The following is a 20,725-nucleotide window of genomic DNA, read 5'->3' as shown; positions in this document are numbered from 1 at the left end:
GGGCCGGCCCCCGCTGCGACGATGCCAGCCGGTCACGAGCGGTCGCGTCGCGGCAGAGCGTCCGATTGACCATCAGATATCGTGACCATCAAGCCATCAAACATCTTGCACGCGCTCACCTGCTTCATTTCCGCCCGTGGCATCGTCGTCGGTGCGCCAGCGATTCAGCGCGAAGAGGCGGTTGATCCGGTCGCCCAATGTCTTTGGCAAATTGTTCTCGGCGGCGACGCGAATTTCCGTGAAAACGAACTCGCGCTCCGACGCCGGATGGCTGTCGAGGCCGGCGTGGCCGGTGACAACAACCCACTGGCCAGGCGTCCAGTCGCGCCCTCCGCCTTCGCCCCTGCAGCACTTAGCGATGTATTCGTGGTACAGCATGCGCAGGGTGCTCAGCGCGTCGTAGTCGGCTGCGTCGTCGCCGGCGTGCTGCACGTCGATCAGGCCATCATCCAGTCCTGCGGCGAACTGATCGCCAAGCGCGCCCTGATCGCTGCCGCTAGGAACACTGACGTGACTGGCCTGCCCTGTCTTGTAGTCGAAACTTTGTCGTGTAACACTCCCGGGACTCAGGGTGCGTATGGCATGCCAGGCGGTGATGCTGTCGGCGACTTCGGTGCCATCGTCCCGGTGGTAGCGTACGGTGCCAGCTGCGTTCTGCGCAAGCGAGGCGACTTCATCAAACAGGACAAGGGTGTGTGAAGGAGCGTCTTTTTCCTCCCTGTTGGCGGTAGGCTCAAAGAACCATGCCAGGCCGCGCCGCTTCCACAGGCGACGCAGGAAGGCAGAATCGGACTCCCTGTACTGCATCGTAAATTCGCGCTGCGGGTATTGGGACTTTACCCCTGATAGCTCAAAAGCGAAGGCGCCCGCCAGCACGGGGTTGGCGGCCCGCCAGTCGGCCAGGACTTCATTGGTGATGTCCACTTCGTTCATGTGGCTGAATATGCGGGTGTTGCAGCCCTTGTCCATGATGGACAGCGCATCGCGCACAATCAGCTGATAGGTGGCCAGGCCGCCGTCCGATCCGCCCTCTTCGGCGACATCGACAATGCCGCAAACCGAGCGCAAGGTGCCGGTGCTGGTGACAAATTGCACCTCGACTGGCATGGCGATGAATTGCTTGAGCTACAGGCCGGCTTTGGCCGCGACGCATAGCAGGCGATATTCAATGCCTCCACAGACCGCTTCGATGCCGACGACTTGCTTCACATACAGGAGGTCGTCCACGAGCCCATCTTCATTCCACAACTTCAAACGAAGTGGGCGGTTTGCCCCCGTCAGGCCCGACAGTGATGTAAAGACGTCGTTCAGATTCATCGCGGGTTTCCGAGGTAACAGATGCGGTTTGTCAATTTTCGGCAATAAATACTAAAGAAATATTGTACAAGAGCTAATATTTATCAAGTATAGCACCGATGCAATATTGAACGCCTGCACCGTCTCAGGTGCAAGATATGAGTGTCGGAACATTGTTTTGGATCAACCATGCTAAGGAGCGTCAAGCATGCGGTCCTTCACCTGGCGCCCACATCTTGCAGTACTTGTGGGCGGGACAGCGCATCGCGCAACACCGAGTGCGCCAAAGCACCACGCTTGCGCTTGCGCTTGCGCTTGCGCTTGAGCGCGGGCAGCAGGTGCCGATAGTGGACGACGCTCCGGCCGCCGACCGGTCGGGTTGGCCGCGCAGCAACCGGATGCGCTGTGCCGAATTTGTGACGTGCCAAACCGATGGCGAACCTTGACGCCCTTGGATGATGTTGGGAAAGGTACGCGGCAAGCGTTGTAGGTGTTTGATTTTAAATGAACTTCTAAAAACCCAACCGTCTTTTAATCCGTTGGTCGCAGGTTCGAATCCCGCACGGCCTACCACGAATGCGCAGTAAGCAAAATGAAGCAGTTACGAGTGATCGTAACTGCTTTTTTTGTTTGTGGGTCATGTCTTACGCTGCGATCTGCCGATACGGCACATCGGACTTTGGTAAGCGAACTTCGTAGTCACATTGACGACCTTCGGCGCGAAGCCGACCAGGCAAATGCGCAGTCCAGGTAGTCGGGGACGATCGCGTTTTGCAGGTTCAGCGCGTGCCACAGCGGGTTGCCGCCGCCAGGTACCGGCTGGCCGTTACTGTCGAGGTCGTGCCACACGTTATCGATGCCAACCGCGCCTTCGCCGCACGTCTTCACACCGGCGCAGGTAACCGTCGAGCTGACGAGTGCCGTTGTTCCCCACAGGCCATTGGTGCCGCCTGTGACATTTTTCCAGCTGCGGGTGTAATACGGCACGCCGATATTGATGCGGCCAGCCTGCAGCGCACCATGGTAATAGCGATACGACCAGTCCGCGTTCAGGTAGCCGATGTTGGCGAACTGGTAGGCGTTGCCGGCCCGGAGTTCAGCGTCGTTGCCGTCGTCAAACAAGGGCGCGTTCGGACCCACGTACTGGTTCCAGCCGCCGTGCAAGTCATAGCTCATCAAGCTTGCGTAGTCGAGGTATTTCAGGCCCGACATGTTTTCTGCACCGCGCAGTATCCATGCCGATGCCGAGCCGGCAATCGTGAGCATGTAGTACTTCTTGTCGGCGACTGCAGCCTTGTCGAGCTTGGTGCGCACTCGTTCGAGCAGGACGTTGTAGTTTCGCATGAGGCCAGCCTGGCGCGGCTTTGACAGCGCGAAATCGAGCGGATTGCCGGCCTCATTATTCGTGGTCGGGTGCTCGTAATCGATGTCGATGCCGTCGCAAAACGTGCACTGCCGCAGGAAGGCAACCATCGAATCGGCCAGCGTATCGATCCCGGCACTGTTGAGCGTGCCGTCGCCATTCGTGGTGGCCGTGTAGAAGCCGCCACTGCCAGCCCAGCCGCCCACCGACAGCATGATTTTTACGCCCGGGTACTTGCGCTTGTACTGTGCCAACAGATTGAAATGGCCCTTGTAGGGCAAGCTGGCATCCATGGCCGCTGCGGGATTGTTGGGCCAGGTCAGTCCAGTGTCAGGATTGTCCGGTCCGGTTCCGAGCGCAAGCTTCGCGCTTGTCGTATCGACCGCCGCGAACGCGTAATTCACATGGGTGATTTTGTCCCGCGGGATATTGTTGACCAGGTAGGACGGAGTCCCGCCCGCACCCGTGTGCCAGCTGGTGACGTAGCCCACGATGCGCCGGTTCAGCCCATTGGCCAAGATTTCGCGGCCGTTCTGGTCGTACACGCCGCAGTATGGCACGGCAGTTACACTCGACTGCAATCCGTCCGGCCGGCACGGGACTGGCGTCGGCGTCGGCGTCGGCGTCGGCGGCGTCGGCGTTTCCGGGACGGTCATGGCCCGCAGCTCCCACGGCCCCCACTGCTCACCTGGCACGTTGTTCAGCGTCCACCATTTGGCTTTGTACGTCTTGCCGCCGTAGGTGGCGCAGTCTCCCGCCAGATAGGTGGTGGCAGCGGACCAAGGCGGGCAGCCTGCCGCCGCGGCCAGCAGCCGAACCGGGCTCTGGGAAGGTGTTTCCAGCGACGTGGGCGAACTTCTGCCACGGCCAGCCAATGCAGTGGCCAGCATGGCGATTAATAATCGCGCACGAGCAAAAAGTGCGCTGGCAAAACGCCGCTGAAGCGCGCGCCAGCGTCACGAACGATATCCAGACCATTTGCATGCAGGCAGTGGTATTGCTGAATAAATAAACATCCCCCTCAGATTCATTGCGATATCCATGGTTTAACGTATATTATTTCGCTTCGCATCCCCGGCAACCGCTTCCCCTCGCCGCTACTCTTCTACAAACATCCAAATCAGATGCCATCCCACAAATCGCCTACGCTTCGCCCGTGTCACCTTGTAATGCTAGTCGCTGTTATCTCCTTGTCCGGTTGCGCCGATCTGCCTGGATGGATGATGGCGCAGCAGCAATCGGCCATTACGGATCATCGTCATTTCCAGAATGCGGCGATCGCCCGCGCGCCGAAGGCGTCACTGCTTCCCTCCGCCGTCGGTGAGCCGGTACAGGTTCCCGATTTCGGGGGCGAGTCATTCGATGCGGTCATGGAAAAGACCGGAACGGTGGCCATCGTGGTCGTCAAGCATGGAAAGGTCGTGCTGGAGCAGTACTACAATGGCTACCAGCGCGACAGCATCGTCACTTCCTTTTCCGTCGCCAAGTCGATGGTGTCAGCCCTGGTGGGCATTGCCATCCGCGACGGTCACATCGCCACGGTCGACGACCCGATCACCCGTTATTTGCCGGAACTGGCCATCAACGATCAGCGCTTCACACGCATCACCATACGCAACCTGCTGGAAATGCGAAGTGGCATTCAATTCGTTGAGGGCTACGGTTCGCCCTTTGCCGATGCGTCCAGATTCTATTTGACGCCCGATCTGGCAGGCAAAATAAAAGGTTTGCGCATCGAGCACGCGCCCGATGCGGCCTACCAATACAGCAGCGGCGATACCCAGCTATTGGGCACCATTGTCCAGCGCGCCACGGGCGTGCCACTACCGCGGTATTTGCAGGAAAAAATCTGGCAGCCGATGGGCGCAGCGTACGATGCAAGCTGGAGCCTGGACAGCCAGCAAAGCGCCCTGCCCAAGGCCTTTTGCTGTGTCAACGCGCGCGCCCTCGACTTTGCGCGCTTTGGCCAACTGTACTTAAAGGACGGCAGCTTTAACGGCCAACAGATCGTGCCGGCCGAATGGGTCAGGCAAAGCACGCAAGTGCGCGAGCATGCCGGAAGCAGCGCGGCAAGCCGCTGGAATATGGAAGCACCCAACACCTTCGCGGCAGCTTATTACGCATGGCAATGGCGGCGCCCGCCCGTCGTCGATGTGCCTTCGGAACTCGGCGTCAAGCCCAGCCACGACTTCTATGCGGAAGGCCATCTCGGCCAGTTTATTTACGTTGCCCCGGACGAGGACATGGTCATCGTCCGTTTCGGCAAGCGGTATGGAAATGCATGGTGGCCCGGCGTGCTCGGGCGCATTGCGCGGCTGAATCGATAGCTGACGCGCCAAGCAAGCATCGCAAGCCCACGAGGGCAATGGCGGCGAGCTGATGCGTGCCAAGCATCCCGGGGCTGGCCTGAACGCGGCAATTCGCCTACCCGCTTGCGTGCCGATTCGGCAGATGCGTACATGCACAGGTGTGAGGCTGGCGCGAAGCCGGTTTTGACGCCGCTGCTAAGGAACCACTCCCATGTGCGCGAAGTGCACGTCGGTGTCAGGCCGAATCGCAAGTGCAGCCTTCATGTCGCGCTGCGCCCCGATCTCGTCTCCCAAACGATGCTTGACCACGCCACGGCCATACAAAGGCACCGCATTCGCACGCCCGTCCCCCACTGCGGCGTCGTAGGTCGCCAGCGCTTCCCGATAGCGCTTCATGCGCATGAGCGTAAAGGCCTTGCTGTCGAGCGTGTGCCAGGCGGTAGGGTCCTGTTCAAGCGATGCATTGCAAATTGCCAGTGCAGTCGGCAGCGCGACATCGTGAACGGCCATTGCACAACATAATTCGTTCAGATCTTGGTATGTCTTTGCCGCTAGTCTTGCCGATGTAAAGTCCGCAGCCGCTTTTTTCATCTCGGCCCGCTTGGCATAGCCGATGCCTCGACTCATTGTTAGAAATTGCCTTCGATCTTTCATCGACGGCTGCGCCATTGCCCGACTTGCGTTCTGGATGACAGCATCCCACTGTTTGGCCTGCAAATCGGCGCTGACCAGCAAGCGCAGGCCCCATGCCGAATCAGGCTCCAGCTTGAGGGCCGCTTCGATGTCAGCGCGCCGGGCGGCCTCGTCTGCAGGTGGTCGCAGCCGGGATCGCTGCAGGTAATTGTTGGCCACGGGGGATGCGGCCACGGCCTTGTCCATGCTGGCCAAGGCGTTCGGCAGATCCCCGATTTCCTGATAAACATTGGCGGCGATTCTGTAGGCGTAATCGCCGCGCTTGTCGCGCGCATGAAGCACCGCATCCGCCTCAGCCTTCGCCGCAGCCACGTCTTTGCGAGCCCTGAAGACGTCCGCTCTCAGCCAGTGCGCCAACGCCGAGTCGGGGGCCAGTGCGAGTACCCGGTCGGCGTCGCGCAATGCGTTGTCCAGGTCGTCCGCTTTAGCATGCACCTGGCCGCGTCGCATGATGGTGAACACGTTGTCGGGATCAAGCTCAAGCGACCTGGTATAGGCCACGACTGCATCTTGAAATCGCATCTCGTCCTGCGCGAGCATGCCGCGTGAACGGAACAGAAGCGGGTTCAATGGCGCCAAGGATTCGAGTTTTTCAAGGTCAGCAAGTGCGCGCTTTTTTTCACCCAAAAAGACCAAGGCCATCGCCCGGCCCGCATAGGCGGCCGCGTTGTCCGGGTCTTGACTGAGCGCCCGGTCATAACTCAGGATCGCCTTGTCGTATTCATCTTCACCAAGGAAATGGTTGCCTTGTATAAGATCCACTGAAGCGGTCACCGGCGCCGCTGGCCCATGCCCGTTAGACCCGATGGTGCTGGAAATGAGCCTGAGCACAACCAGCAACACCACCAACGCAACCCAAAACGGAATATTGAAATCGCGCCTGCGCAGTTTGCGCCGCCATGACGGGACAGCCTGGTCCAGGTTGAGCCAGTGCGAGATCGTGTCGGCATCGGCAATCAACGCCAGCCATGCCGGAAAACGCGCTTCGACCGTCGCCAGCACCGGCATCAAATCGATCAGTTCATTGGTCGTGGGCGGCGTTGCCTCGCGCAAGCGAGTGATGAGCTGGCTTTGTTGTTCGCATGCATGGTCCGATTGCTGGTCGTGCATGGCGCGCTGGTCGATCGCAAAATGCAGCGTGTAGCCGGCCATGCCAAGGGACTGAACGCGCCGCCGATCGCTGTCCCATTCGAATCGCTTTGCCGCCACGTGAAACAGCAAATGGTGTCCGGGCCGCCAGCCGGCGGCCAGCAAATCGGCGATGCGTTGTTCGAATGCCTGGCGCGTGGGAATGTGAATCAGGCGCGCGTCAGCAAGGCTGGCCTGCAATTCGCGCGCCCACGACGCACTCGCGTGCAGATCGTCCAGACCGGCGCATCGGGCCTGAAACTGGGCGAACACTTCTTGCGACAAGGTGTCGGCATCAAGCTCAGGCGCCGCTGGCGCGGGTAACTGGCGCTGGATGCGGTTGCCGTCGTTTGCGGCGGCCGGCCGCAAGTGCAGTTCTTTTGCGGCACGGTCGATCTCGTCGAACGGATCGGCAGCGCCAGCATCAAGCTGCGCTGCTGCGTGGCGCCACCAGATGAGCGCGGCCTCGTAGGCTTCGCGCAGGTCTTGAAAGCCGGCTAAATCGGATTCTTGATCAATCAGTTTGAGTTCACGCGCATACGCGCGCTTGATTGTCCGCTCGTCGGCGCCAGCGTCGATCGTGAGCCGCCGGGCAAAGTAAGGCGCATCGTTCACTTGCAATTCGTCGTCGGTCACAGCGGGTCAATCCCTTATTTTGCAAGTCAAAGTCGACGGCATTCCAAGATGCCTGATTGGCAACTATTTTAACAGAAAGTACCTCCGACTTCCCTCATTCAGGGGGCCTGTAGCGCTATCGACGGTTTCTTACTTGTGCAGCCAAAGCCCCCGCTGCTCCGGCTCGGGCAGCCTGAACACTTCCCCGCGCGAAAACGCCGGCAGCTGGTTCAGATAATACGGCGAGCGCGGATCGGTGCTCTGCGAGTAGCTGAGGATGCCTTCTGCCGACAAGCCATGGGGGTGGTGCGAGATGAATTGCACGTAGCTCACCCCAAAGTAAGGCTGGTAATGGCCGTCGGTAAACGGACGCGATTCAAGCTTGTTGAGCACGCCTTCAAATTCCTCACCCCCGGGCACCGCAAACTTGCGCGTGCTCGAGAGCATATACTGCATCGCACCGAGCTGCGCGTTCGGCGGCACGCCCGCTGCCCGGAACATCGTTAGCGCACGTCCCAGGGCTTGCAGCAATGCCGAGCGCACCGCGACGTCATCCGTGTTCAGTCCCGCCGGCGTGTGAATCGGATCGCGCGGCGTGAACGCGATGCGGTGCAGGTTGGGAATCAGGCGCGCGCTGCGCCAAAATTCACGGAACAGGTGAGCGCCGCGCGAGCTCGTCGCGCTGCGCCGGTCCCAGCGCGACAGCGCGTCCCAGGCCTCGCCGAGCGCTACCTCAGTGCCATCGGGCATCGTGACGGCTTGGTAGCTGCCGCGCAAGGCCAGCAAGTCGTCCAGCACCATGTTGGCTGCGAAGTTGTCGCTGTTAAACAGCAGTTTTTGCAGGTGAGCGGCGCTGAACTGGCGCCCGGGCAGGCCGTCGCTGCCGGCGAGGCGGCGCTCGATCATGGTCAGCGTGGCCCGGGTGCGCAGCCGCTGCGGCACGCCGACCGGGCCGGCCATCGGCGTAATGCCGCTCCAGGCAATGGCCGGGTTGGCCAGCCAGTAGCTGTCGTTGGAATTGGCGACATAGTCGGTGCGGATGGCCACCGGCAGCTGCGCAGCCGGGACAATGCCGGGCGCCGCCGCGCTGCTGTCATGCTTCCAGGCACAGTCGCTCGACGAACCGCGCAGCACCAGCAAATCGGCCACGCGCAGCAAGGCCGCCGCGCCCGGGCTTGGCAGGCAGCGCGCGATGTGGGCCTGGTCAACGTTGGGCATGGGGGTCAAGTCCGCGTACATGACTTCGCCGGTCGAGTCCGCCGCTACCGTATTTACCCACGGGATACCAATGTTGCGCGCCAGCGCGTCGCGCGCCTGGCGCACGGTGCTGGCCCGCCCAATGTCCAGCCAGCTGCGCACTATGCGGTTGTTGCCGATATTCACGTCGCCAAAAGCATAGGCATGCGCGCTCGACCAGGAAAGGCCGGCGCCGGGAATCACCAGCACCGGGCCGAACGCGGTGCGGTACAGGCGCCGGTTGACGTTGCCCAGCGCACCAATGACCAGCACCGGCACATTCACGTCGACCGCTTCCATGCGCTGCTCGGCGCCGTCGACGTAATAGGTCAGCGGGTCGCCCGGCTTGAGGTCCAGCTCAAAGAACGTGAAGCGGCGCGCGGCCGAGACGGTATGGGTCCAGCTCAGGCGCTTGTTGAAGCCGATCTGGATGATGGGCACCCCGCCCAACGCCACGCCGCTCACGTCGAGCACGCCCGGCACCGTCATGCGCGCCTGGTAGAAGCGGTTGCTGCCCGTCCACGGAAAGTGCGGATTTCCAACCAGCAAGCTGCCGCGCCCGAGCGTCGTGTCACGCCCGAAGGCCCAGGCATTGCTGGCCAGCGGCAGCTCCGGGCGCGATGCCCGGCGCAGGTGCTCCAGGTCCAGCTCCGGCTGCGCCGCGCTCTTGCTAAAGGCCGGCGCAAGTGCGCCCGCACCCGGGGGCGTGGCACCGGCAAAGGCTTCGATAAAATTGGCGCCGCTGGCCAGGACTGTCTTGTCGAGCAAGATCTTGTGCATGTCGGCGGTGGTCATTGGACGCACCCAGCTCTTGCCGCGGCAGGCCGGGTCGATGGCGTTCACGCCCGTCTGACTGAGGTAGCGGTTCACGCCGCTGACGTAGCCGGCGATCAGCTCGCGCGTGCTCTGGTCGGCGCCGGCATAGAGCTGGTCGGCGCGCGCGCCGTCGACATAAAAGCGATAAAAGATATCGCTGGCAAGGTTGACGGTGCTGGCCCGGTCGATCTGCATCGGGACCCGCGCATCGGGGCCGAGGTGGCGCGAACGCTCGCCATTGACGGTCATGAGGTAATCCTGCAGCAGGCAAAAGTTATCCTGCGCGTAGGCAAAGCCGAGACCGGCCGCGGCACCGGTCAGCGTGGACGCATGGATCAGCGCCACGCCTTGAGCGTTGCGGCTGAGGGAAAACGGCGCCTCGGTGCCGCCCGCAGAAGCGTTGCAGGAGGTGCCCAGTACCAGTGACAGAGATACGAGAGCGGCGAGGCGTGGCTGAGAAATCTTCATGGTGATTCCTTGGGTCGAGTCGTGAGGTTCCGGTCATGGCACGCCCTGCAAAAATGCCACGTGAATTCGCTTCATCAAACAACTGAAAACCAAGATAGCACAATTACCAACATGAAAAACAGCTGCATAACCGGCTTAACTAAAAAGCCACAAAATGTACGGTGGTGTGCGGACAGGCAGCGCCAGCGAGGCATGCTGTCCGACAGAATCAGGGGGCTGCGCGCTACAGCGATGACTGCATGGTTGCGCCCTTCATCGGGGCGACAAACCGGCCACCTGCGCGCGTGCCGGCGCCAGGCGCGCATACTCTTCTCGGCTCAAGGCAAAGCGCTCCAGCGCCTGCAGGGCACTGCCCCGCAGATCCCGGCTCTCTTGCGCATTGTTGACCAACTCGATGAGCGCCGTCTTGGCCGGCTCCGACCGCACGCCCGCCTGCGCGATCGCGAAAATTGCCGCTTGCCGCACTTCGGGCGCGCGGTCCGTCAATGCCTGGGCCAGCCGCTGCGCAACGTCGCCGGATTTGTCCCATGCGCCGAGCCGCTCAATGCTCATGCTGCGCACGGCAGGATCGGCATGCTGGGACAGGGTGCTCAGTTGCGCCACGATCGCTTGCGACTCTTCCGGATCGGCCACGGACGACTGCAGCGTCGCGAGCGCCTGCAGCAGCACGTCGCTCGACTGCTCGCTTGCCAGCGTGCGCTTGACCAGGCTGCGCGTTTCGGCGGCATCGGGCGCCACGCTTTGCAGCAACTCGAAGCCAAACTTGCGTTCGGCGGCGTTGCTGCTGCTTGCCAGGCGCGTGGAAAACGCGATCACGTCAGGCGCCGGGACGGTGGCCAGCACTGACTTGAGCAAGGCGCGTTCCTGCGGCGCTTGCCCGGCGCTGTAGCGGCTTAGCAAGTTGCGCAGCGCGACAGGATCGGCCTTGGCCAGCTTGCGCAGCCTGTCTTCGGCATCAAAGCCGTGATCCTGCAACGCTGGCCCCAGCAGCGAGCGCGCCCACAGCTGGTCGACGCTGGCGTTTGCGGGCAGGTCGGGCAGTGCCGCGACCGCCGCGCGGCCAGGCGCCGCCCATGGCGCCGCAGGCTGGCTCGGCACAAGCGGCGCGACCGCCAAGGCCACCACTGCGGGCGCGCCATCGACAGTGACCGGTGCATGGATGTACCACGCCAGGCCAAAACCAAGCGCAAAACTGGCCCCTGCACTGGCCAGCCACACCTTCACGGCAAAATCATCCAACGATTGCTCCCTAGTTCATGATGAGATCTGATTGCTTGCTGGTGGTCGATGTCGCCAGCCCAAAATGCCCAAGCGCGTAATCGTAGCTGGCATTTTGCGAGTCGACATTGCTGGTGTGCGATCCATACACATAGCAACTGCCAATGCAGACGATTTCATCGATCCAGCTTTTAATCGAATACATTTTCGCCCCATAGCGCTTGCCGCGCACGGATTGGATCAACGGGCTATCGATCGACAAGCCATTGGCGCCGCACGTGGGGCTGGCCACGTTAAACGGATACACGCCGCAGGAATTCAAACCATGCTGCGCGCCGGCCACGCCGATGAAGGAATTGACCCGTCCCGCATAAGCGAGCTCGTTGATCGCCTTCATCGCCAGCGTGACGCCCATCGAATGGCCGATGACATCGATCATGCCGGTGCAGGAACTGGCAACTGCCGCTTGCAATGCGCTCTTGACGACGCCGGTATTGACGCTGTTATGGTCATTGGCGCCGGCGTTCGTCTTGGAACCCCAGTTCGGGAGAAAAAGCTGGGAATCGAGGTAGCCGCGGCTTTTCAGCGTGCTGACCGTGTTGTTCCAGCGCGACGGGGAATCAGCGTTACCGTGCACCAGCACGACATTGTCCAGGCATGCGCCCTGGGAGCTTGCGGCGCAGACGAGCAGCGTCGCGCCCAACAGGAACCGGCTTACAGAAAACAGCTTTTGAAACATGGTATCTCCTCCGCGTTGATGTTATCGCGGACGCTGGTATTGGTGATTCGCGTCCGAGCTTTTACCGCAGGAGCGTGCATCGTATCGTTATCGTTTTAAGCATGCACCGGGGTTGATGCAAGCTCCATGGGCTGGCTTGACTCTAGCGCCAGGCGAGCCCATGCGCCACTCCCCATTCGGACAGTTTTTCCGGACGCTGCTTAGGCGCGGCAGGCCGCCAGGTCGCGCCCTTTGGCCACCGCTTGGGCGCGGCTGCGCACTTCGAGTTTTTGGAATATCTGGTCGATGTGGTACTTCACGTTCAATTCGGACAGGTCGAGTATTTTCGCAATTTCCCAGTTGGTTTTACCTTCATGCAGCCAATGGAGAATTTCGCGCTGGCGTTCGCTGAGCGCTTTCCTGCTTTTGGAAAGCGCGCCCTGATACTCGTCCACCGTCGCCAGCACGCGGGCCAGCGCAAAATGCAGATGCGGCGTCAATAGTTTTAACAAAAAGGCGTGCTCCGGGCCGACTTCGCCGGGCATGCGCGACAAGATAAAGAAACTGGAAAAGACGCCGCCAACATCGAGCACGCCATGCGCCATCGTGTTGCGCAAATCATACTTGTTGAACAGCCGGACCCAATCATCGGCATACGCATGATCGTCACGCCCGCTTTGAAACAGCTGCGGCTCCAGCGTTTCGCGCCAGCGCTTCATCAGTGGACTGTCGAGCCGTCCGTCGGCATCGCGCAAAGGTTCGAAATATTCAAGCGGATAATTGAAGTTGACGATCTTGCGCACGTGATTACCCTGGCCGCTGATGCCCCCTATCCCGCACAGCATCAGTTCATGGGGAATGACGGCCCGAAACGAGCCTTCAATCACGCGGGAAAATGCGTCGGCGGAGTCGACGCTGGTGCATTCGACCAGGACCGCCATGATGCGCCGGTCGAGATCGCGTTGCTGCGCTAAGTTTTGCGGCATACGAACGTCCTGTATTTATTTTTCTGCATTCCGTTCCGCCGTCTCCAATGCGCGCAACGCAGCCCATGGTATATCGAAAAACCTGTAGCGAGAAGAAAGCACTGCGGTTCGACGCCGCCACCAACTTGCGGCGCCAAATTAGGATACGATGCCTGTTTGCGAACGTTCGCACTTTCGCACTTTCGCACGTTCAATCGGAGGCACCATGTCAGGCTACAGCATCAACATCGAACAGAAGACTCTCGAAGGCAATAACTTCCGGGAAGTGCTTTACACCACCAAGCGCAGCCAGCTGGTTATCATGACCTTGCAGCCCGGCGAAGAGATCGGCATGGAACACCACACCGGCCACGACCAGTTCATCCGCGTCGAAGCGGGCGAAGGGGTGGCCATTCTCGACGGCGAGAAGCACGCGCTGGCCGATGGCGTGGCGGTCGTGGTGCCGGCCGGGGTGGAACACAACGTCATCAATACCTCGGCCACCGAACCGATGCGCCTGTACACGCTGTACACCCCGCCCGAACATCCGGACGGCATCATCCACGCGACCAAGGCCGAGGCGGACGAATACGAGATGCAGCACGGCCATTAATTTTGGCATGATTCAGATCGATGAATCAGCCGTGCGGCGGGCAGGCCGATGTGCGTTCAAAATAGTGGTGAGATACTTACCGCGGAGAATTCATGTTAGTCGCCACATTTAACATCAACGGCATCGGCGCCCGCCTGCCCGCCCTGCTCGAATGGCTGGAAGAAAAAAAGCCGGACGTGGCCTGTCTGCAAGAACTCAAGTCACCCCAGGAAAAGTTTCCCGAGGCGGCGATCAACGATGTCGGCTACCAGGCCATCTGGCTGGGCCAGAAAAGCTGGAACGGCGTGGCGATCCTGACGCGCGGCCAGGCGCCGCAAGAAGTGCGGCGTGGCTTGCCGGGCGACGCGGACGACGAGCAAAGCCGCTACCTGGAAGCGGCGATCGACGGCATCCTGGTCGCCTGCTTGTACCTACCCAATGGCAACCCGGCGCCGGGTCCCAAATTCGATTACAAGCTGGCCTGGTTCGAGCGGCTGATCAAGCACGCCGACGAGTTGATGGCCACCGGCGCCAAAGTGGTGCTGGCGGGCGACTTCAATGTGATGCCTACGGAGCTGGACGTGTACAAGCCGGAGCGCTGGGTCAATGATGCGCTGTTCCGGCCTGAGACGCGCGAAGCGTTTCACCGGCTGGTGGCGCAAGGCTGGACCGACTCGCTGCGCACCATGCACCCAGATGAACGAATTTACACTTTCTGGGATTACTTTAGAAACGCTTATGGACGCGATGCGGGCTTGCGGATTGATCACTTGCTGCTCAGTCCCGCGCTGGCGCCGGCATTAAAGGCGGCCGGCGTGCACCGCGACGTGCGCGGACGGGAAAAGCCGAGCGACCATGCACCGACGTGGATCGAGCTCGATGTGTGAGGAGTAGTGACAAGGTCGGAAAAGCGCCAGCGCATTCCGACAAGCGCCGTCGCGACGCATGGCGCAATGCGGGCCTTGCCCTTTTCCGCCCTACGTTTCCGCGGGAGCGCAGAACTTCAGCTCGCCCCCGCCCACGCACTCACATACCCCGGCGGCGGCGCCACGCACACCTCATCGCGCACCGGCGCGGCGTTCTGCACCACAAACGGCAACACTCCCGCCCACACGGTCAGCGCCATATCCTCCGGCTCGTCACTCGGCCCGCCCGCGCGCACCTTGCACGCCGCTTCATCGAGCGCGATGCGCAAGATGGTCGTCGCATCGAATTCCTTGTCGCTCCCGGCTCTGACTTCGGCCTGCCTGCCAGGCGTAATCTTGTCCATGAACGCCACCATCGAGGCGCGCTTGTCGGCTTCATCGAGTACCTTCTCGAACACGCCATAGATCATCGCCGACCGATAATTCATCGAGTGGCTGAACGCGCTGCGCGCCAGCACCAGGCCATCGAGATGGGTGATCGTCACGCACGCCTGCGCGCCCTGCGCCAACAGCTTGACCAGCCGCCCGCCGTTCGAGCCGTGCACGTACAAATACTCGCCTTCGCGCCAGCAAGCGGTCGGAATGCAATGCGCGCCCTTGGCATCGCTGAACGCAATGTGGCACAGATAGGCCGCATCGATGATGGCGTGCAGCGTGGCGCGCTCGTAGTCGGCGTTTTCGGCGATGCGGCGCACGCGGGTGCGCTCGCTTGGTGGTGCGGAGACGGTCATGGCATTCCAAAGAAGTGAAGGGGCTAAGTGAAGGTGCTAAGTGAAGCCGTAATATAGCGGCCGCCATGGCTCCCGCATAAGATCCATTATCACGTAAATACTTGGGACCACTACTTGGCGAGCACCCGGGCCACCGCCGCCACGGCGCGCGCCACGTCGCTGTCGCTGGTCTGCCAGTTGCACACGGATATGCGCATGCAGCGCTTGCCGCGCCACGTCGTGTTGCTGAAAAAAGCTTCGCCGCCTTGCACCACGGCCTCGCACACCGCGTCGGTGCGCCTGTCATGCTCGGCCTCGGTGGCGCCGGCGCACAAGTCCTGAAAGCGCACCAGCCCCTGGTTGATGCGCGGCTCCCACACCAGCTGCGCACCAGGCAGCGCCGCGATGCCGGTCGCGATGGCGCGCGCCGCCTCGCAGCAGCGCTCAACCAGCGCCGCCACGCCTTCGGCGCCAAGCTGGCGCAGCGCCGCATAGGCGGCCACGCCGCGCCCGCGGCGCGACCAGTCCGGGTTCCAGTCCTTCTGCTCGCGCACCAGGTCGTTGTGCGCAATGTAGTGCGCCTCGTACGACATGGCGGCGCGATGCGGGGCCGGATCGGCAACGAATGCAAAGCCGCTGTCATACGGCACATTGAGCCACTTGTGGCCGTCCGTCGCCCATGAATCGGCCAGCGCCACGCCGGCCAGCAAATGCCGGTAGCGCTCACTCGCATTGACCCACAGCCCGAAAGCGCCATCCACGTGTACCCACGCGCCATGGCTGTGCGCGAGCGGAATCAGCTCGGCGAAATCGTCAAAGGCGCCGATATTCAAATCCCCCGCCTGCAGCAGCACGATCGTCAGCGCGCCGGCATCGTCTGCCAGCGCGCGCGCCAGCGTGGCCCTGTCGAGCTGGCCGGCGTCGTTGGCCGGCAGGCCGGTCACGCATGCGGTGCCCATGCCCAGCATGCGCGTGGCGCGCGTGATGCTGCCGTGGTACTGGTCGCTGCTCAAGATGCGAATGCGCGGCGCGCCGAACAGGCCGTCGCGCTCCACGTCCCAGCCGCTGCGCGCCAACAGCGCGTTGCGCGCGGCGCTTAGTGCCGTCAGGTGCGCCATCTGGCAGCCGCTGGTCACGGCGAAGCTGGCGCCGGTGGGCAGTCCCAGCAACTGCTTGAGCCACGCGCCGCACACTTCCTCGATGACCGCTTCAGCCGGCGCGCACCCAAACGATGCGGCGTTCTGGTCCCAGGCGCCGGTCAGCCAGTCGGCCGCCAGCGCGGCGGGCAGCGCGCCGCCGATCACCCAGCCAAAAAAGCGGCCGCCCGCACTGCCGGTGATGCCGCCGGCGGTGTCTCGCACCAGTTCGTCGATGACCGCTTCGGGCGCCATCGATGCCCGGTTCAACGGCTTGGCGAGGCGCTCGCGCAGCGTTTCCAGGCTGGCGCTGGCCGCGACCGGAGCCAGGTCCAGGCTGTCCAGGTGCGCCAGCGAGTGGCTCAGCGCGCGTTCGAGCACCAGGCGAAAGGGGGAGGCGTTCGTCATGCGGATTCCTGGCAAGAGTAAGATGAATGCCGCCATTATCCACATCCCATCTCAGCCTGTCATGTCGGCCGGCGCCAGGCGCACCTTCGCACTGTGTCCTTGGCAGATTTTCTATAGAATGCCAACATCACTTGCCCGAGGCACACATGATTTTCTCTCCCCTGCTCGCACTCAATATTGCCATCGCCTTGGCCGGCTGCTTCCTGCTGTACCGCATGCAGGCGGCGCATCTGTCGTTTACCAAGCGCGTGTTCAGCGCGCTCGGCATGGGCGTGCTGCTGGGCGCCGCGTTCCAGGCCGTCTACGGCGCCGGCACGCCCATGATCGCCGACACCATCGCCTACCTGGACGTCATCGGCAAGGGCTACGTGGCGCTGCTGCAAATGATCATCATGCCGCTGATCATGGTGTCGATCATCGGCGCCATCCTCAAACTGAAGGATGCCCGTTCGCTGGGGAAAATCAGCGTGCTGACCATCAGCACACTGCTGGTGACGACCATGATTGCCGCCGTCATCGGCATCCTGATGGCCAGACTGTATGGCTTGAGCGCTGTCGGCCTGACTGCCAGCGCCGCTGAAGTTGCGCGCGGCGCCTATCTGCAGGGCCACCTTGAGGCGGCCAAGGCGATTTCGCTGCCCGGCATGCTGCTCAGCTTCCTGCCATCGAACCCGTTCCTGGACTTGACCGGCGCGCGCGATACCTCGACCATCGCGGTGGTGATATTTTCCATCTTTATCGGCATCGCCGGCACTGGTATCGCCGACAAGCAACCCGAGATGTTCGCCGCCTTCAGCCACTTCATCAAGGTTGCGCACGCGATCGTGATGCGCCTGGTCACCCTGGTGCTGCGCCTGACGCCCTACGGCGTGTTCGCGCTGATGGCCAAGGTCGTGGCCGGCTCCAGCCTGGCCGGCATCATGAAACTGATTACCTTCGTGCTGGCCTCATACAGCGCCTTGCTGCTGATGTTCTGCGTGCACCTGATCATCATCAGCGGCGTGGGCCTGAATGCGGTGCGCTATGCCGCAAAAATCGCGCCGGTGCTGCTGTTCGCCTTTACCTCGCGCACCAGCGCCGGCGCCATTCCCATGTCGGTGCAAACCCAGACCACGCGCCTGGGCACGCCCGAGGGCATCGCTAACTTTGCCGCCTCGTTTGGCGCCGTCATGGGCCAGAATGGCTGCGCGGGTATTTATCCGGCCATGCTGGCCGTGATGATCGCGCCCACGGTCGGCATCGACCCGATGACGCTGAGCTTTCTGGTGCCGCTGATTGCCATCATCGTGGTCGGTTCGATCGGCATTGCCGGCGTTGGCGGGGGCGCCACGTTCGCCGCATTGATCGTGCTCTCGGCCATGGATTTGCCGGTGGCGCTGGCGGGCCTGCTGATCTCGATCGAGCCGCTGATCGACATGGGCCGCACCGCGCTTAATGTGAGCGGCTCGATCACCGCGGGCACCGTGACGAGCCGCCTGATGGGCCAGACCGACCTGGCCGTCTTCAACCGCAAGGACGTGCTCGACCTCGACCGCGAAACGCTGCCAGCCTGAGCGCCGTATCGTGCGCTGACCGCCCGCCGACTGCGTCTATCATGACGTGAAGCCAATAGTGAGTTTGGAACAAGCGATGGAACAAAAATGGCCGCAAGAAATCTGGCTGGTCCGGCACGGGCAAAGTGCGGGCAATGTGGCGCGCGACGCGGCCGAGGCTGCGGCCGGGCTGCTGATTGACATTGCCGAACGCGACGTCGACGTGCCGCTCTCGCCGCTGGGCGTGGAGCAATCGCGCGCGCTGGGCGGCTGGTTCGGCTCGCTGCCCGAAGCGTCGCGCCCCAATGTCGTGCTGCATTCGCCCTACGTGCGCGCCGCTGAAACGGCGCGCATCATCGTCGAGCAAATAGGCTTGCCAAAAGTGACGGTGCAGGTGGACGAGCGGATCCGCGAAAAGGAATTCGGCATCCTCGACCGCCTGACCACGCTTGGCATCAACAGCAAGTATCCCGACCTGTACGAGCAGCGCCAGCATGTGGGCAAATTTTATTTCCGCCCGCCGGGGGGCGAAAGCTGGTGCGACGTCATCTTGCGCCTGCGCAGCGTGCTCGACACCATCACCCGCGAATACTGCGGCGAGTGCGTGCTCATCGTCGGCCACCAGGTCACGGTCAATTGCTTCCGCTATCTGTTCGAGCGCCTCGATGAAGCGACCATTCTCGCCTACGACCGCGCCGGCGACGTCCCCAACTGCTCGGTCACCTCGTACGCGTTCGACAGCGAACAAGGCAGGCACGGTAAGCTGGTCCTTCAATTAACCAACTTCGTCGCACCACTCGAAGCGGCGGGAACGCCAGTCACGGTACAAAAAGATGTCCCCTCTGCTCCGAAAGCGTAGGCGCATTGGCCCGATGGAGATGCCTGTGTCACACACCCACATGATCAGTCTCGATGCTGCGGCCCTGCGCGGCTGGCCGCTGCCCTCGCACGAAGGCGACAAGGAAGACCGCGGCCACGTGCTGGTGCTGGGCGGCTCGCGCGAAATGCCGGGCGCCGTCATCCTGGCGGCCACGGCGGCGCTGCGCGCCGGCGCCGGCAAGCTGACCATTGCCACCGGCGCCAGCGTGGCGCAGCTGGTGGCGCTGGCCATGCCCGAGGCGCGCGTGATCGGCCTGCGCGAAACAGCCGACGGCGGTTTCACGCATGAAGCAATGGCCGAACTCGATCCGCTGGCCGACAAGGTCAGCGCCATCCTGATCGGGCCGGGCATGCAGGATGAAATCGGCACCGCCGAACTGGTGCGCGCGCTGCTGCCGCGCCTGGCGGGCGCCAGCGTCATCCTCGACGCCTGCGCCATGGGCATCATCCTCAATCCCGACTTGCCCGACGACGCCCCGCCGTTCCGCTTCGAGCAAGCCGTCATCGTCACGCCGCACGCGGGCGAAATGGCTCACCTGACCGGCAACACCAAGGAAGAAATCGGCGCCAATCCGCAAGCCATGGCCACGGGCGCGGCGCAAACCTGGCACGCGGTGGTGGCGCTCAAGGGGGCGCGCACCATCATCAGCGCGCCCAACGGCGACATGTGGCAGCACGAAGGCGGCAATGTCGGGCTGGCCAGTTCCGGCTCCGGCGATGTACTGGCCGGCATCATCGCCGGCCTGGCCGCGCGCGGCGCAACGCTCGAGCAGGCAAGCTGCTGGGGCGTGGCATTGCACGCACTGGCGGGCGAACGGCTGGCGGCGCGCATGGGCATGCTGGGCTATCTCGCCCGCGAATTGCCGGATGAAATTTCTTCCCTTATGGCACAGGCCGCTCTCGGCTGAATCCGTTTCTTTCCCGCCGCGCAATTCCGTCCTTTGATCTCGATCAAATTGCGCGGGCGTGGACGTCTATTTACCCTCGAACCGCAAAAAAAGCCGAACCCTGAGAGAAGTTACGCGTCTAAATTTTCACAGTCATATTCGTGCATCAGGACTCAAGTGCGGGACTGAAATGCGTCGTCCAACACCCGGGCGGCATCAACTGACGTGAACGAGGAGTAAACGATGAAAGCACTTTCAAATGCACCAAAAATCCTTTTGGCTGCGGCCCTGCTGACCGCCATGCTCGGCGCTTGCAAGCGCAATGACACCACGCCCGCCACCACGGGCGATACCACCACGCCGGCCACCACCTCAGGTACCAGCGGTACCAGCGGTACCAGCGGTACCAGCGGTACCAGCGGCACTGGCGGCGCTACGGGCACCGGCACCACCGGCGATACAGGCACCAGCGGGACGAGTGGTGGCACCAGCGGTACCAGCGGTACCAGCGGTGGCACCAGCGGTGGTACCAGTGGCACCGGCGGGACCGACACCAGCGGCAGCGGCACCACAGGCACAAGTGGATCGTCCGGAACCAGCGGTACCAGCGGCACCAGTGGTACCAGCGGCATGACGGGTAGCGGCACCAGCGGCACCAGCGGCATGACGGGCGGCACCAGCGGAAGCGGCACCTCGGGCAGCGGCACCAGCGGCACCTCCGGCAGCGGCACCAGCGGCACCTCCGGCAGCGGCACCACCACGCCGCCAGAGCGCAACGGCACGCGCCACTAAAGATTGCGGGCGCCGATCAAGCAAAAAAAAAGCCCGCA

At 62.5% G+C, this 20,725-nt stretch carries 17 protein-coding genes; 7 read left to right on the top strand and 10 right to left on the bottom strand.

What is annotated here, in order from left to right:
* Positions 1-96 precede the first annotated feature (96 nt).
* The 3 genes from ACP7D4_RS19770 to ACP7D4_RS19760 all read right to left on the bottom strand — a co-directional run bounded on the left by ACP7D4_RS19770 (position 97) and on the right by ACP7D4_RS19760 (position 3,549).
* Positions 97-1,113, bottom strand: coding sequence for a phage late control D family protein (locus tag ACP7D4_RS19770; protein ID WP_426210867.1), 1,017 nt, complete (start codon positions 1,111-1,113; stop codon positions 97-99).
* Between the two features lie 12 nt (positions 1,114-1,125).
* Positions 1,126-1,317 (bottom strand): hypothetical protein, encoded by a 192-nt coding sequence (locus ACP7D4_RS19765; protein WP_426210863.1) that lies wholly within the window; start codon positions 1,315-1,317, stop codon positions 1,126-1,128.
* Between the two features lie 678 nt (positions 1,318-1,995).
* On the bottom strand, positions 1,996-3,549 hold the full coding sequence (locus ACP7D4_RS19760; protein ID WP_426210861.1) for a glycosyl hydrolase family 18 protein: 1,554 nt from the start codon (positions 3,547-3,549) through the stop codon (positions 1,996-1,998).
* Positions 3,550-3,882: 333 nt separating this feature from the next.
* On the opposite strand from ACP7D4_RS19760, the gene ACP7D4_RS19755 reads away from it, so the two are divergent.
* Positions 3,883-4,986 carry a serine hydrolase domain-containing protein gene (locus tag ACP7D4_RS19755; protein ID WP_426210860.1) on the top strand — a complete coding sequence of 368 codons (1,104 nt, stop codon included), beginning with the start codon at positions 3,883-3,885 and terminating at the stop codon, positions 4,984-4,986.
* Between the two features lie 177 nt (positions 4,987-5,163).
* Here ACP7D4_RS19755 and ACP7D4_RS19750 read toward each other — a convergent pair whose 3' ends face one another.
* The 5 genes from ACP7D4_RS19750 to ACP7D4_RS19730 form a co-directional block, all read right to left on the bottom strand.
* Positions 5,164-7,425: a hypothetical protein gene (locus tag ACP7D4_RS19750; protein WP_426210858.1), complete on the bottom strand. Its 2,262-nt coding sequence runs from the start codon at positions 7,423-7,425 to the stop codon at positions 5,164-5,166.
* A 129-nt stretch (positions 7,426-7,554) separates the two neighbouring features.
* Positions 7,555-9,924 (bottom strand): penicillin acylase family protein, encoded by a 2,370-nt coding sequence (locus ACP7D4_RS19745; protein ID WP_426210856.1) that lies wholly within the window; start codon positions 9,922-9,924, stop codon positions 7,555-7,557.
* A gap of 252 nt (positions 9,925-10,176) precedes the next feature.
* Complete coding sequence (locus ACP7D4_RS19740; protein ID WP_426210855.1) at positions 10,177-11,163, bottom strand: HEAT repeat domain-containing protein; 987 nt, start codon at positions 11,161-11,163, stop codon at positions 10,177-10,179.
* Between the two features lie 10 nt (positions 11,164-11,173).
* Complete coding sequence (locus ACP7D4_RS19735) at positions 11,174-11,881, bottom strand: hypothetical protein (protein ID WP_426210853.1); 708 nt, start codon at positions 11,879-11,881, stop codon at positions 11,174-11,176.
* Positions 11,882-12,081: 200 nt separating this feature from the next.
* Complete coding sequence (locus ACP7D4_RS19730) at positions 12,082-12,846, bottom strand: helix-turn-helix transcriptional regulator (RefSeq protein WP_426100921.1); 765 nt, start codon at positions 12,844-12,846, stop codon at positions 12,082-12,084.
* A 205-nt stretch (positions 12,847-13,051) separates the two neighbouring features.
* Between ACP7D4_RS19730 and ACP7D4_RS19725 the strand changes: the two genes are divergently transcribed.
* Positions 13,052-13,438, top strand: a complete 387-nt coding sequence (locus ACP7D4_RS19725) for a cupin domain-containing protein (RefSeq protein WP_426210852.1) — start codon at positions 13,052-13,054, stop codon at positions 13,436-13,438.
* Between the two features lie 92 nt (positions 13,439-13,530).
* Positions 13,531-14,304, top strand: a complete 774-nt coding sequence (gene xth, locus ACP7D4_RS19720; protein WP_426100917.1) for an exodeoxyribonuclease III — start codon at positions 13,531-13,533, stop codon at positions 14,302-14,304.
* A gap of 116 nt (positions 14,305-14,420) precedes the next feature.
* Here the strand turns inward: xth and ACP7D4_RS19715 are convergent, their stop codons facing one another.
* Both ACP7D4_RS19715 and ACP7D4_RS19710 read right to left on the bottom strand, forming a co-directional pair.
* A complete protein-coding gene (locus ACP7D4_RS19715; protein ID WP_426210851.1) occupies positions 14,421-15,074 on the bottom strand; it encodes a pyridoxamine 5'-phosphate oxidase family protein in 654 nt (217 codons plus the stop codon).
* Positions 15,075-15,184: 110 nt separating this feature from the next.
* Positions 15,185-16,597 carry a pyridoxal phosphate-dependent decarboxylase family protein gene (locus ACP7D4_RS19710; protein WP_426210850.1) on the bottom strand — a complete coding sequence of 471 codons (1,413 nt, stop codon included), beginning with the start codon at positions 16,595-16,597 and terminating at the stop codon, positions 15,185-15,187.
* A 146-nt stretch (positions 16,598-16,743) separates the two neighbouring features.
* Here ACP7D4_RS19710 and ACP7D4_RS19705 point away from each other — a divergent pair, with 146 nt between their 5' ends.
* From ACP7D4_RS19705 to ACP7D4_RS19690, 4 genes are all read left to right on the top strand, one after another.
* Positions 16,744-18,150, top strand: a complete 1,407-nt coding sequence (locus ACP7D4_RS19705) for an L-cystine transporter (protein WP_426210849.1) — start codon at positions 16,744-16,746, stop codon at positions 18,148-18,150.
* A 76-nt stretch (positions 18,151-18,226) separates the two neighbouring features.
* Positions 18,227-18,988: a histidine phosphatase family protein gene (locus ACP7D4_RS19700; RefSeq protein ID WP_426210847.1), complete on the top strand. Its 762-nt coding sequence runs from the start codon at positions 18,227-18,229 to the stop codon at positions 18,986-18,988.
* Positions 18,989-19,013: 25 nt separating this feature from the next.
* Positions 19,014-19,916 carry an NAD(P)H-hydrate dehydratase gene (locus ACP7D4_RS19695; protein ID WP_426210846.1) on the top strand — a complete coding sequence of 301 codons (903 nt, stop codon included), beginning with the start codon at positions 19,014-19,016 and terminating at the stop codon, positions 19,914-19,916.
* 222 nt (positions 19,917-20,138) lie between these two features.
* Positions 20,139-20,687, top strand: coding sequence for a hypothetical protein (locus tag ACP7D4_RS19690; protein WP_426210845.1), 549 nt, complete (start codon positions 20,139-20,141; stop codon positions 20,685-20,687).
* The last annotated feature ends 38 nt before the right edge of the window (positions 20,688-20,725 follow it).

It is taken from the genome of Massilia sp. TWP1-3-3, assembly GCF_049897805.1.
Lineage (GTDB): Bacteria > Pseudomonadota > Gammaproteobacteria > Burkholderiales > Burkholderiaceae_D > Telluria_A.
The sequence above is the reverse complement of the archived record's forward strand: the minus strand, read 5'-3'. Positions and strand labels throughout refer to the sequence as shown.

Bases quoted from the DNA above. Each gene is read 5' to 3' on its own strand.
- ACP7D4_RS19765 (WP_426210863.1), bottom strand. From the start codon at position 1,317: ATGAATCTGAACGACGTCTTTACATCACTGTCGGGCCTGACGGGGGCA.
- ACP7D4_RS19760 (WP_426210861.1), bottom strand. From the start codon at position 3,549: ATGCTGGCCACTGCATTGGCTGGCCGTGGCAGAAGTTCGCCCACGTCG.
- ACP7D4_RS19755 (WP_426210860.1), top strand. From the start codon at position 3,883: ATGGCGCAGCAGCAATCGGCCATTACGGATCATCGTCATTTCCAGAAT.
- ACP7D4_RS19745 (WP_426210856.1), bottom strand. From the start codon at position 9,924: ATGAAGATTTCTCAGCCACGCCTCGCCGCTCTCGTATCTCTGTCACTG.
- ACP7D4_RS19735 (WP_426210853.1), bottom strand. From the start codon at position 11,881: ATGTTTCAAAAGCTGTTTTCTGTAAGCCGGTTCCTGTTGGGCGCGACG.
- ACP7D4_RS19730 (WP_426100921.1), bottom strand. From the start codon at position 12,846: ATGCCGCAAAACTTAGCGCAGCAACGCGATCTCGACCGGCGCATCATG.
- ACP7D4_RS19725 (WP_426210852.1), top strand. From the start codon at position 13,052: ATGTCAGGCTACAGCATCAACATCGAACAGAAGACTCTCGAAGGCAAT.
- xth (WP_426100917.1), top strand. From the start codon at position 13,531: ATGTTAGTCGCCACATTTAACATCAACGGCATCGGCGCCCGCCTGCCC.
- ACP7D4_RS19715 (WP_426210851.1), bottom strand. From the start codon at position 15,074: ATGACCGTCTCCGCACCACCAAGCGAGCGCACCCGCGTGCGCCGCATC.
- ACP7D4_RS19710 (WP_426210850.1), bottom strand. From the start codon at position 16,597: ATGACGAACGCCTCCCCCTTTCGCCTGGTGCTCGAACGCGCGCTGAGC.
- ACP7D4_RS19705 (WP_426210849.1), top strand. From the start codon at position 16,744: ATGATTTTCTCTCCCCTGCTCGCACTCAATATTGCCATCGCCTTGGCC.
- ACP7D4_RS19700 (WP_426210847.1), top strand. From the start codon at position 18,227: ATGGAACAAAAATGGCCGCAAGAAATCTGGCTGGTCCGGCACGGGCAA.
- ACP7D4_RS19690 (WP_426210845.1), top strand. From the start codon at position 20,139: ATGAAAGCACTTTCAAATGCACCAAAAATCCTTTTGGCTGCGGCCCTG.